Here is a 12,416-nt window from a genome sequence, read left to right as displayed (position 1 = left end):
AAGCATAAAAAATAGTAGATTGATAATATCCTTTATAGCACCAACCACCATAAATTGCATTATGATGCTAAATAAAAGTAAAGCAAAAATCATTTATATAATCTGCATGAATGAGGAGTGGAATTATGTTAACGCACATTGGTACTATGCAAATTAAGACAGAAAGGTTACTTTTAAGAAAGTTTGAATATACAGATGATAAAAATATGTTAAAGCATTGGGTTAGTGACCCTGAAATTCAATTAATGTATTCTGAACCAGTTTATACAACGATGCAGGAGGTTAAAGAACTGCTTAATAAATATATAAGTGCTTATGAGAAAAATGACTGTTATAGATGGGCTATTGTACTTAAGGAAACAGGAGAATGTATAGGGCAGATTGCATATTTCTTAGTAGATAGCAATAATCATTTTGCAGAAATTGAATACTGCATTGGAAGTTGTTTTCAAAGAAAAGGTTTTGCAACTGAAGCTACAAAATCTGTTATTCAATATGGATTTGATAAAATAAATTTGCATAAGGTGCAGATATGTCATAAATCCATAAATATTCCTTCTCGGAATGTCATTGAAAAATGTGGATTTGTTTATGAAGGAACATTACGAGATTTCTTTTATATGGATGGACAATATGTAGACAGGCTATATTACTCAATTTTGAAAGATAAAATTAGGTGTAAAGATTAGCATTATAAAAGGATTCGATAAAAATACTTTAGAGATAAATGAAAATAAATGACTTCATTGCTTTTGTTGCGTTAAGAAATGTCAATGCGACATATGAACAATATAAACAACTCAATAAATAGTAATTTCGGGAGGCATTTTTATGATAGAAAGAGAAGAAATTTTTGCTTATGTAAAGGAAAAATTTAATACAGAACCAGACTATCCTTGGTTTAAGTATCCAGATTATGCGGTACTTAGACATGATGGTGGCGGCAAATGGTACGGACTAATTATGAGTGTACCAAGAATTAAATTAGGTTTAACCGGAACAGGAAGTGCTGAGATATTAGACTTAAAGTGTGACCCAGCAATAAACAGTTTATTAAGAGGTCAACAAGGGATTTTACCTGCATACCATATGAATAAAGAACACTGGATTACAATTGTTTTGGATAGCTCTTTTCCTAAAGAGGAAATCTACAATTTAATTAATTTGAGTTATGATTTGACAAAATAGAAATTACTGAACAAAAATAAAATATAATTCACAAATTCCAATTTGTAGGAGGGTTGCTATAGTATAATTTTAGATTCTTGAGTTAGGTCGTATCTTTCATTTATTGTTCAGCAACTACTAAAAATAATAACTACAAAGTTTATTATCTAGGAATGTATTTTAAACATTACCGAATCGAAAATCGCTATCAAAATAAGAAAGGCCACGTGATGGATACCTAATTCTATCTTGTGGCTTATTTTATTATATATGTTGGCGGTACCATATAATCTGATTTAGTGAGATTATATTAAAAAAGCTTAAGAGAAGACATAATTAAATCTTTGTTTGCTTATGTATCATTTAATTTAGTATATTTTAAAAAAAGTTGCACATATACCCTTAAAGTGTATAATTACACTTTAAGGGTATATTCATACTGGACATATAAAATACAGTAAATATTAAAAACTAATTGAAAGGTGATGCATCTATGACAAGGATTGAATTTATAAAAAAAGTGGATGAGAAAGTAAAGCTTATAAGAACCGAAAAAGGATATACACAAGATAAAATGGCAGAAATACTCGGAATTTCTAAAAAAACACTAGTGCAAGCGGAAAAAGAAAGAAGTAGTTTGGGGTGGGCCGTTGCGATTGCAGTATGCGTTATTTTTAGAGATAGCGAGATATTGGAATTAACTTTTGGAGGAGATGTTGAAGACATTATTCATTCATTATCATTTCCCAATAACGATAAAAAATATATTCCAACACTTGGTGGGAGAATATGGTGGAAAGATATAGAAATTAAAAATGGTTTCACAGTTCAACAAAATATGCTATCAAAGCATTACAGAATTTTGGCTAACAATCATAGAAGAATATGCTTTTCTTTTGAACTTGAATATATAAATAAAAGGCTTAAGGAGCTTACCGAATAATATTAATAAATTATTTAATTGAATTTTATAAACATAAAAATAAGGGAGGTTATAAAATGGAAGTCAAGAGAAGTTTAATAACTATTTTATCTAGTACAACCGTTATTTTATCTATTATAACATTTATTATATGTATAATTTTGAATTTTTCTGAGTTCAAAATGGGGAGTTTAGCAACAATGAAAAATGCGATTGTCACATTTTCATATATAGTCATTTGGATTCTCGTTTTAATAATTGGAATAATAAATAAGAATAATGGAATTGTATTCTTCTGTGTTTTGGATTATTACACTAATCACCGCTATAGCACTGGCATATCATTCTATTACAGGGAATTTGGCTTTTGGGGCAGGTATTTTTGTGCTTTTCTTTAGTGGTCAATGGTATGGACTTGGGTTTTTTATTAGGAGTATTCTATATCAGTCTATCATAATTGCACTCATATCTTTAGTTATGTTAATTATTACTGTTATATCGGTTAAACATACTAAATTGGAATAATCACAGTTTTCATTTTTCAATGGAGTATCAAGCTCAAGTAAGCCTTCACCAATTCCATCCACAGTAATTGTAATACGGTCAACTCCTACACTAAGATGTGGTCCAACATATGGGATTACCTCCATTTTAATTATAAAAAGAAATGTACGATAACCATTAGGTCTTTCAACACTTAAAATATCAATAGCCCAAGCGTCAACTTCTATATTGAGTACCAAACTAAACTGAGATAACTATACAGCTTTTTCGAAGTTGAATTATTATAGACGATTTGGTATAATATCTCATACATAAATCTATGTATTTTATGGAATTAAACAGAAGCCATTGTGGGACATGTAAAGCCTAAAACATCAAAGCGAAAAGGTATATAGTCTATTATTTATAAAAAATTATAATGAAAGGAGAAGTTATTATGTTTGAAGAGCTTAATAGGGAACTTATAAATGTAAAAGAAAAATTGCTTAAAAAAAGAAAACTTAAAAATTCAGTTAATCTGACCAGTGAGGAGTTGCAAAAGGAAACAGATAGGAAGGTACAGCTCAAAAAAATTCTTAAAGATGAGGATAATGATGTAAAAAGACTTGAATCAAAAGGTATTACAAGTTTATTTTATTCAATACTAGGTAGTAAACATGAACAACTTGAAAAGGAGAAGCGAGAGATGCTTTCTGCAATGCTGAAATATGATGATTGTTGTAAATCAGTTTTAGAATTAGAGAGAGAACTTGCGTTATATAAAGCATCATTAAAAGAATTAGTTGGGGTAGAAGGTGAATATGAGACTGTATTAAAGCACAAAGAAGAGCTTATAATGCAATTAAATGATGATAAATCTCAAAAGCTACTTCAACTTATAGACAACCTCTCTGATCTTAAAACACAGAATAAAGAACTGAAGGAAGCAATTGAGGCGGGTGATGCTGTACAAATTGAACTGGGACGTGTAATAGATTCTCTTGAAAGTGCGAAAGGTTGGGGAACATGGGACATACTAGGCGGCGGGCTACTAGCCACGGCAGCTAAGCACTCGCATATTGATCAAGCTAAGGAATATGCCCATAGTGTAAAAGGAGCATTAGTAAGATTCCAAAATGAATTATCTGATGTAAGATTAACAATGAATATAGATATAAATATAGGGTCTTTTGAAACATTTGCAGATTATTTTTTCGATGGTCTTATATCTGATTGGGTTGTACAATCAGGAATTCATGAGTCGTTAGATGGCGTACAGAGTGTTAGAGCTAACGTAGAGAACGTAATGGATTCACTGAAAGAAAAATTTAATAGTACACAAAATGACTTGCTTATAACAGAAAAAAATTTAAAATCACTTGTCGAACAAGCGTAAATTAAACTTAAACATGAGGCCTCGCTAATAATATCAATGCTAGATTTTGGAAATTGATTGAACACTAAATATCTATAAGGTATAATAAAACATATATTATAGCGGTGAGGGGTGAAAAAAATGACAGATAAACAAAAATTAATAATTTTATTAGATGATTTTGAATTAGGATACACCGATGAAGATAATAACATTGTACTTAAGGAAGGCAATGAGAACGTAATAGGTCGTGGCGGATATGGGGCTACATTCATATTTGAAAAAGACAATTCTTTTGATGCATTAAAAATTCATAAAGAATAAGAAGCTGAAAGGCTTCTTTATTTTCTATTCATAATGACCTCTTTATAAAATTAGTCTCTATAACTATTATAGGTAACAGTTTCAATCGTATATGTCTGAAAACTCTATCTGCAGCCTCTCTAGATCGCTTACTCTAGCTATATTTGAATCTGAAATAATCGTTTTATTCTCTGGTAAACCTGTCTCAGGAAGATCTATTATAAATTCACTGCCACTACAATATTGGCTCTCAACCCTAATTGTTCCTCCATGCATTTCAACAAGAGATTTTACAAGCGAAAGACCGATGCCACTCCCCTCTCTATCTCTTGAAAGAGATTTATCTACCTGTACAAACCTTTCGAAAATAGACGATTTCATATCAGTGGGAATTCCAACACCTGTGTCCTTTACAGATACCGATATACCCCAATCTTTCTCTACAATGCTCACAAATATATTTCCTCCTATGGGAGTGAATTTTATTGCATTGGAAAGAACATTTAATATTATTCTTTCGATTTTATCTGCATCACAAACCATTGTTTTATCTTCAATGTCAGTATCAAAAACAAGCTCCAACCCTTTATGTTCAGCGTAAGCGGTTACGGACAGCGTTATGTCTTCAATAATAGCTACAATATTTTCGTTTTTTAATCTAAGATTGAAATATCCTGCATCAATTTTGGTAATATCGATTAAATTGTTTACTAACCTTAACAATCTATAACTATTTTGCTTCATTATTTTATAATATTTTTTTACTTTCATTTCATTTTCAACGTTAGGGTGATTTATTTCATCCAAATTTAGTAATTGCAATGCGCTAAGAAGTACATTTATCGGTGTCCTAAGTTCATGTGAGATATTGCAAAAAAAATCATTCCTTAACTTGTCATATTCCATTGCATCATTTATCAGCTTATTTTGATCGGCAATTTTCAATTTAAGATTTTCAGAGTTTTTACGTTCTGAAATATTTCTTACCACACTAAGTATGCACCAATTGCCTTCATATTTAATAGCACCAGAATATATTTCAACATCTATAATACAGCCATTGTATTTTATAAATTTTTCCTCAATTAAAGGTGCTGATACTTTATTATCTAGTATATTTTTAAATCTTTTAAGTACAATTTCACGATATTCATTGGGGACAACATCGAATACGCTTTTACCTAGAATATCTCTAAAATCATTAAGACTCACCAAGGTCTCTACGGCTTTATTTACAAATATTGCTTTATAATTTGAATTTATAATATATACTCCCTCATGAATGCTATTTAGAATGTATGAAAGTTGCTGTTTGGCTGACGTATGATCGACAAACTGCATATTTTTGTTCGCAAGTAGCAAAGTTGAGTTCCTTTTTTCACATTCAAAACGCCATTCGAGAATGCTTTTTTCTATAAACATACTAAAAAAATCTAATCCCACAAAAATGTAATCATAAGGAACATTTACATATTCTGAAAATTTATGGAGGTTTTCTAAACTATCATCGCAAACGCCTGTATCTAGTAATCTAATTTTCACTTGGTTTTTATCAAAACCTAAAATTTCAATGTTTTTTTCCCAATCTCTAAGCCAACCTGGTGTAACAAGATATGTTTTTTCACTTGCAAAATGAGCAATTATATCTTTATTAGTAAATAATTCAAAGCAGTATTCAAGTCTATGTATTTTACACTTTTCACTATCAATCACCATCTTATTTAACTTTGTGCAGCATTTAGCACCAATAATAATTATTTTATTACAGGTTACTTGAAAACTTTTAATTGCTTCTAACTGCTCATTTTCTCCGACATTACAATAGATACACGCTGGCGTAAATTCTAAAATTTCTACATTTTTAATATTATTATTCTTTATTATAAATTTAAGTTCTTCAGAAAAAAATTTACAAATAATTATGCCTAATTTTTCATTCATAGTTTATTTCACCCATTCTAAAATATATTTACCTTCTTTATAACATTCCTTTATTATACCTTACAAGCCATATAATGTATTGAATATTGCTATATTTATTTTTGGCAAATATATAAAATATTCACACCAACGCATGAAAGGAATTATGCTTTATAAGTAATATTCATATTATAGTTACAAAACACACGAAAGTAACATGTTGTTGACACATTACTGACATAAGAGGTGCCTATAATAAATGTATAGACATTAACAAAAAAATAAATTAGTGAGGAGCAAATAATATGAAAAGTGTAGCTTTAAGAACTAAAATAATAACTGGAATAATAACAGGAGGCATGCTTTTATCCTCTGTTAGTCTAGCTTTTGCAACAGGTATTAAATCAACAAAGACTGATGTGAAAACACCTTCAAAAATTGAGTTTAAACAACCTAAAGCTGAATTAGAATCAACACTAAAATTGGGTGTTAGCACAGGGATCATTACACAGACTGAAAGTGACAAAATTTTAGCATATGAAAATAGTAAAACTGCAGATAAAACAATGAAAATTAACATATATAAAGACTTGGTTGATAACAATATCTTGACTCAGGCTAAGGCTGATGCACTAAAAGCTAGTGAGCAGGTTCAAAGGAATGCGCAGATACAAAAGAATTTAGATACTAAATTAGCAAAACTCGTAACTGATGGAACAATAACTCAGGATCAATCAGATAAAATTAAAGCAGCTATAATTTCCGAGGAAGCTGCAAACAAAGTAGAAAAGGAAAAGACTAAAACTATGACTGAGGCAGAACGAAAGGCATATATGGATAGCAATAAGACTACTCATATAAGTGCTTTAAAAGCTCTTGTAGATGCAGGAACTATAACACAGGCTCAAGCTGATAAAGTGGGACCTGTTGGTGCAATAGGTGGTCCCGGTAAACACGGAAAAGATATGAAAGGCGGATTTAAACTAGAATCAACACTTAAGTTAGGTGTTAGTTCAAATATTATTACGCAGAGCGAAAGTGATAAAGTTTTAGCATATGAAAAGACTAAAACCACAGATAATAAAATAAAAACTGATGTATATAAAGACTTAGTTGATAACAACATATTGACTCAGGCAAAGGTTGATGCTCTAAAAGCTGCTGAAAAGGCCCAAATGGATAGTCAGAGGCAAGCGAAGATAGATACTAATTTAGCAAAACTCGTAACTGATAAAACTATAACTCAGGATCAATCAGATAAAATTAAAGCAGCTATAGTTACGCAGGAAGCTGCAAACACAGCAGCAATGGAAAAGACTAAAACTATGACTGTTGCAGAGCGCAAATCGTATATGGATAGTAAAAAGGGTACTCATATAAGTGCTTTGAAAGCTCTTGTAGATGCAGGAACTATAACACAGGCTCAAGCTGATAAAGTAGTCCCTAGTGCTAACAATCATATGGCAGGTCTAAAGATTAAATAGTTAAATTTCAAAATTAAGGTATAAGTAAAAGGAGCATACAACGGGAAACCTGAGTGTGCTTTTTTCTTTAATTTCCATAAGAATTACTATTTTGATAAATGATGGGTATGCTCTATGATGTTGCAAAATATCTTTACAAAACTGTATATAAGCTATATAATAAGCATTAAATGAAATTTGAATACATATAACATTCATATATTCTAGAATTATATGCAGTGGCTAAAGATGCAAATAAGGAAGGACTAAGAAGGGGGAGAATAAGTGAATAAGTTTAAATTAACAAATAATAATGAGTCTAAGATTGCAACAAATAATTTTAAGTTAGTGAATGAAAAGCAGCCTATGTTGTTTAAAGATATATTCCCATACTCAGAAATTCCTAAGGTTGTTTTTGGAGGTCAGCAGATTCCAATCTCTATACCTGATGATATTTGGATTACGGATACTACATTCAGAGATGGTCAACAGTCTATGGATACTTATACCGAAAAGCAAATAGTTAAAATATTTGATTATTTACACAAACTTGACAATAATTCGGGTATAATTAGACAAACAGAGTTCTTTTTATATACTGAGAAAGATAGAAATGCTGCTAGAAAATGTTTAGAAAGAGGATATGAATTTCCAGAGGTAACATCATGGATAAGAGCTAATAAAGAAGACTTTAAGCTTGTTAAAGATATGGGACTTAAGGAAACGGGAATGCTTATGTCCTGTTCTGATTATCATATATTCAAAAAGCTCAATAAAACAAGGCAAGAGGCAATGGACTTGTATGTTTCATTAGTAGAAGAAGCATTAGAAAATGGAATAATTCCAAGATGTCATCTTGAAGATATAACTAGAGCTGATTTCTTTGGGTTTGTTATACCGCTAGTGCAAAGACTTATGGAACTATCTAAGAAATCTGGTATTAAGATAAAAATTAGGGCATGTGATACATTAGGACTTGGATTGCCATACTCCGGTACGGAATTACCAAGGAGTGTACCACAGATCATTAATGGATTAATAAAGTATGGTGGAGTGCCTTCAGAATATCTTGAATGGCATGGACATAATGATTTTTATAATGTAGTTTCCAATGCTACTACAGCATGGCTTCATGGATGCTCTGCAATAAACACCTCACTTTTCGGTATTGGTGAGAGAACGGGTAATTGTCCACTTGAAGCAATGATTGTAGAATATGGTCAAATAAGAGGAAATGTAAAAAATATGAATCTTAAGCTTATAAGTGAAATTGGACAATATTTTGAAGGTGAGTTTAAATATAGTATTCCACCTAGGACACCTTATGTGGGTAGTGAATTTAATGTTACAAGAGCGGGTATACATGCAGATGGAATATTAAAGGATGAAGAAATATACAATATTTTTGATACTGAAAAAATATTAGGTAGGCCAATTATTGTGGCAGTTAACGAACACTCGGGGCATGCAGGTATTGCGGCTTGGGTTAATACTTATTATAGATTAAAAGATTTAGATAAAATTGATAAAAAAGATGAAAGAATTAATGTTATAAAAGATTGGGTAGATAAGCAATATGAGACTGGAAGAAGCACTGTAATGAAAAGTGAAGAATTAGAATTAATTACAAAAAAAATCATTCCACAATTAAGTACAAAAAAACATAACACTGAAGAATTTTGATATATGTTAAAGATTATAGTTTATATTTAAAAAATGGAGGGATATTATGTCATATACTGCTGCGCAAAAAATAATTAAAGCTCATTTGGTTAAGGGCGAAATGATTACAGATACTGAGATTGCAATTAAGATAGATCAAACCTTAACTCAAGATTCTACAGGTACAATGGCTTATCTACAATTTGAAGCTATGGGAATCGATAAAGTTCAAACTAAAAAATCTGTTGCTTATATAGACCATAACATATTACAAACTGGTCCTGAGAATGCAGATGATCATTTATATATACAGACTGTTGCAAAAAAACATGGCATATATTTTTCTAAACCAGGTAATGGTATTTGTCATCAAGTCCACTTAGAAAGATTTGGGGTTCCAGGAGAAACTTTACTTGGTTCAGATAGTCATACTCCAACTGGCGGCGGAATAGGAATGCTAGCTATTGGAGCAGGAGGATTAGATGTAGCTGTTGCAATGGGTGGCGGGGAATATTATATAACAATGCCTAAAATTGTAAAGGTTAATTTATCAGGAAAGCTTAGCCCTTGGGTTGCAGCTAAAGATATAATACTTGAAGTATTAAGACGTTTAACAGTTAAGGGTGGAGTTAATAAAATATTTGAATATGCAGGAGATGGATTAAAAACTCTAAGCGTACCAGATAGGGCAACGATCACAAATATGGGTGCAGAGCTTGGCGCTACAACTTCAATTTTCCCTAGTGATGACATAACATATAAATTTTTAAAAGCGCAACATAGAGAAAAAGATTTTGTAGAGCTTAAAGCGGACGATGGAGCAGTATATGATGAGACGGTTGAAATAGATTTAAGTAAAATAGAACCGCTTGTTGCTTGTCCTCATAGCCCAGATAAAGTAGTTCTTGTATCATCACTAAAGGATATAAAGGTAGATCAAGTATTAATAGGAAGCTGCACTAATTCATCTTATGTTGATATGATGAAAGTGTCAAAAATACTTTTAGGTAAAACTATACCTGAGGATATGTCTCTTGCTATTGCGCCAGGTTCAAAACAAGTTTTAAATATGTTATCTAAAAACGGTGGACTTGGAGATATGATTGACGCCGGTGCAAGAATACTCGAAAGTGCATGTGGTCCATGTATAGGAATGGGTCAAGCGCCTTCAACTGGTGCAGTGTCACTTAGAACATTTAATAGAAACTTCAAAGGTAGATCTGGTACAACATCTGCTAATGTTTATATTGTGAGCCCGGAAGTTGCAGTTGCGTCTGCACTTAAAGGGTATATAACAGATCCTAGAGAACTTGGGGAAGCTGTTAAAGTAGATATGCCAGAAGAATTTGTTATTAATGATAATTTAATAATAAGCCCAGCGGAAGATGGAAAAGATATAATAGTTAAAAGAGGCCCAAATATAAAGCCATTCCCTAAAGCGAAAGAGTTAATAGGAAATGTTACAGGTAAAGTTCTAACTAAATTAGGGGATAATATTACAACGGATGATATAATGCCATCTAATGCAAAATTACTTCCATTTAGATCTAACATTCCATATCTTGCAGAGTTTTGTTTAACACCTAGCGATGCGGAATTTCCAGCAAAAGCTAAAAAATATGATGGTGGAATAATAGTTGCAGGTTCAAACTATGGTCAAGGATCAAGCCGTGAACATGCAGCACTTGCACCACTATATTTAGGCGTTAAGGTTGTTCTTACAAAATCTTTTGCAAGAATTCATAAAGCTAATTTAATTAATAATGCTATAATTCCATTGGTATTTAAGGACGTTAAAGATTATGAAAATATAGATATGATGGATGAATTAGTCATTGAAGATGCAGCAAATCAGATAAAAAAAGGTCTCGTTATTGTAAAAAACATAACAAAAGGATCAGAGTATGAAACTCTTCCTGAAGTAACTCAAAGAGAAAAAGAGATGCTTATACACGGTGGATTAATAAATCTTATGAAAAATAAGAAAAAGGTAGGTGCCTAGAGGAATGAAACATAACATTACACTTATACCAGGAGACGGAATTGGACCAGAAGTAACCACAGCTACCGTTAAAATACTAGAAAAAAGCGGAGTTGAAATCAATTGGGAAATAGTACGTATGGGCGCAGAAGTTATAGAAGAGTTTGGTACTCCTATGCCACCTTACGTTTTAGAGAGCATTAAAAAGAATAAGGTTGCACTTAAAGGACCCGTAACTACACCTGTAGGTAAGGGATTTAAAAGTGTTAATGTCACATTAAGACAGGAATTAAATCTTTATGCAAATATTAGGCCAATAAGGACATTTGAAGGGGTTCCTTCAAGATTTGAAAATGTTGATTTAATAATAGTAAGAGAAAATAGTGAGGATTTATATGCGGGTATAGAGCATATGATTACAGAGGATATTGCTGAGAGCATAAAGATAATAAGTAAAAAGGCTAGTGATAGAATTGTAGAATATGCTTTTAAAATAGCAAAAGAGCAAAATAGAAAAGAAGTTATAGCTGTTCATAAAGCAAATATTATGAAACTTTCTGATGGATTGTTTTTAAGATGCGCAAGAAATGTTGCACAGACTCACAAGGATATTGCCTTTGGAGATGTTATAGTTGATGCTATGAGCATGAAACTTGTTATGAATCCAGAGAAATATGATGTACTTGTAATGCCTAATTTATATGGAGATATACTCTCCGATATGGCAGCAGGCCTAGTTGGAGGCTTAGGACTAGTGCCAGGAGCAAACATTGGCGAAGAAGGTGCAGTGTTTGAACCAGCTCATGGATCTGCTCCAGATATAGCCGGGCAGAACATAGCAAATCCAACTGCTTGTATTTTATCATCAGTTATGATGCTAAGATATATAGGAGAAGCGAAGGCTGCAAATAAAATAGAACAAGCTGTAGAAGCTGTTCTTAAAGAAGGAAAACATTTAACTTGCGATTTAGGTGGTAAAACTGGAACAATTGAGTTTACGCAAGTTGTAATTGATAAAATGCTAGAACAAACTAATTAATAGTTGTAAATTTTAATATGTAAAAATAACTCATGAGCAGATTGCTTATGAGTTATTTTTTTGGGGAAACTATAGGGTGTTATGATGTATAATGACTATAA

The 12,416-nt window shown here is 31.7% G+C and carries 11 protein-coding genes; 9 read left to right on the top strand and 2 right to left on the bottom strand.

From position 1 onward, the window contains the following. The first annotated feature begins 125 nt into the window (after positions 1 to 125). The 3 genes from LL038_RS18585 (at position 126) to LL038_RS18575 (ending at position 2,110) form a co-directional block, all read left to right on the top strand. Positions 126 to 689 carry a GNAT family N-acetyltransferase gene (locus LL038_RS18585; RefSeq protein WP_216124586.1) on the top strand — a complete coding sequence of 188 codons (564 nt, stop codon included), beginning with the start codon at positions 126 to 128 and terminating at the stop codon, positions 687 to 689. A gap of 142 nt (positions 690 to 831) precedes the next feature. Further along, a complete protein-coding gene (locus LL038_RS18580; protein ID WP_216124583.1) occupies positions 832 to 1,188 on the top strand; it encodes an MmcQ/YjbR family DNA-binding protein in 357 nt (118 codons plus the stop codon). Between the two features lie 472 nt (positions 1,189 to 1,660). Further along, the gene (locus LL038_RS18575; protein WP_216124580.1) at positions 1,661 to 2,110 is read left to right on the top strand and encodes a helix-turn-helix transcriptional regulator; all 450 of its coding nucleotides are present in this window, start codon (positions 1,661 to 1,663) and stop codon (positions 2,108 to 2,110) included. Positions 2,111 to 2,532: 422 nt separating this feature from the next. Here LL038_RS18575 and LL038_RS18570 read toward each other — a convergent pair whose 3' ends face one another. Next, positions 2,533 to 2,832 (bottom strand): DUF3888 domain-containing protein, encoded by a 300-nt coding sequence (locus tag LL038_RS18570; protein ID WP_216124577.1) that lies wholly within the window; start codon positions 2,830 to 2,832, stop codon positions 2,533 to 2,535. Between the two features lie 197 nt (positions 2,833 to 3,029). Here LL038_RS18570 and LL038_RS18565 point away from each other — a divergent pair, with 197 nt between their 5' ends. Next, positions 3,030 to 3,968, top strand: coding sequence for a hypothetical protein (locus tag LL038_RS18565; RefSeq protein WP_216124576.1), 939 nt, complete (start codon positions 3,030 to 3,032; stop codon positions 3,966 to 3,968). Between the two features lie 120 nt (positions 3,969 to 4,088). Beyond that, positions 4,089 to 4,271, top strand: coding sequence for a hypothetical protein (locus tag LL038_RS18560; RefSeq protein ID WP_171297762.1), 183 nt, complete (start codon positions 4,089 to 4,091; stop codon positions 4,269 to 4,271). 81 nt (positions 4,272 to 4,352) lie between these two features. On the opposite strand, the gene LL038_RS18555 is transcribed toward LL038_RS18560, so the two are convergent. Beyond that, complete coding sequence (locus LL038_RS18555; RefSeq protein ID WP_216124575.1) at positions 4,353 to 6,191, bottom strand: PAS domain-containing sensor histidine kinase; 1,839 nt, start codon at positions 6,189 to 6,191, stop codon at positions 4,353 to 4,355. A 284-nt stretch (positions 6,192 to 6,475) separates the two neighbouring features. Between LL038_RS18555 and LL038_RS18550 the strand changes: the two genes are divergently transcribed. The 4 genes from LL038_RS18550 (at position 6,476) to LL038_RS18535 (ending at position 12,315) form a co-directional block, all read left to right on the top strand. Continuing rightward, a complete protein-coding gene (locus LL038_RS18550; RefSeq protein WP_216124574.1) occupies positions 6,476 to 7,654 on the top strand; it encodes a hypothetical protein in 1,179 nt (392 codons plus the stop codon). Between the two features lie 345 nt (positions 7,655 to 7,999). Beyond that, positions 8,000 to 9,316 carry a 2-isopropylmalate synthase gene (locus LL038_RS18545; protein ID WP_216124705.1) on the top strand — a complete coding sequence of 439 codons (1,317 nt, stop codon included), beginning with the start codon at positions 8,000 to 8,002 and terminating at the stop codon, positions 9,314 to 9,316. Positions 9,317 to 9,362: 46 nt separating this feature from the next. Then, the gene (locus LL038_RS18540) at positions 9,363 to 11,297 is read left to right on the top strand and encodes an aconitate hydratase (protein ID WP_216124573.1); all 1,935 of its coding nucleotides are present in this window, start codon (positions 9,363 to 9,365) and stop codon (positions 11,295 to 11,297) included. A 4-nt stretch (positions 11,298 to 11,301) separates the two neighbouring features. Further along, the gene (locus LL038_RS18535; protein ID WP_216124571.1) at positions 11,302 to 12,315 is read left to right on the top strand and encodes an isocitrate/isopropylmalate dehydrogenase family protein; all 1,014 of its coding nucleotides are present in this window, start codon (positions 11,302 to 11,304) and stop codon (positions 12,313 to 12,315) included. The last annotated feature ends 101 nt before the right edge of the window (positions 12,316 to 12,416 follow it).

Origin of the sequence: Clostridium estertheticum, from assembly GCF_026650985.1 — a bacterium.
Taxonomy (GTDB): domain Bacteria; phylum Bacillota; class Clostridia; order Clostridiales; family Clostridiaceae; genus Clostridium_AD; species Clostridium_AD estertheticum_C.
The sequence above is the reverse complement of the archived record's forward strand: the minus strand, read 5'-3'. Positions and strand labels throughout refer to the sequence as shown.

Coding starts and splice junctions, on each gene's coding strand:
- LL038_RS18585 (WP_216124586.1), top strand. CDS start 126: ATGTTAACGCACATTGGTACTATGCAAATTAAGACAGAAAGGTTACTT.
- LL038_RS18580 (WP_216124583.1), top strand. CDS start 832: ATGATAGAAAGAGAAGAAATTTTTGCTTATGTAAAGGAAAAATTTAAT.
- LL038_RS18575 (WP_216124580.1), top strand. CDS start 1,661: ATGACAAGGATTGAATTTATAAAAAAAGTGGATGAGAAAGTAAAGCTT.
- LL038_RS18565 (WP_216124576.1), top strand. CDS start 3,030: ATGTTTGAAGAGCTTAATAGGGAACTTATAAATGTAAAAGAAAAATTG.
- LL038_RS18560 (WP_171297762.1), top strand. CDS start 4,089: ATGACAGATAAACAAAAATTAATAATTTTATTAGATGATTTTGAATTA.
- LL038_RS18555 (WP_216124575.1), bottom strand. CDS start 6,191: ATGAATGAAAAATTAGGCATAATTATTTGTAAATTTTTTTCTGAAGAA.
- LL038_RS18550 (WP_216124574.1), top strand. CDS start 6,476: ATGAAAAGTGTAGCTTTAAGAACTAAAATAATAACTGGAATAATAACA.
- LL038_RS18545 (WP_216124705.1), top strand. CDS start 8,000: ATGTTGTTTAAAGATATATTCCCATACTCAGAAATTCCTAAGGTTGTT.
- LL038_RS18540 (WP_216124573.1), top strand. CDS start 9,363: ATGTCATATACTGCTGCGCAAAAAATAATTAAAGCTCATTTGGTTAAG.
- LL038_RS18535 (WP_216124571.1), top strand. CDS start 11,302: ATGAAACATAACATTACACTTATACCAGGAGACGGAATTGGACCAGAA.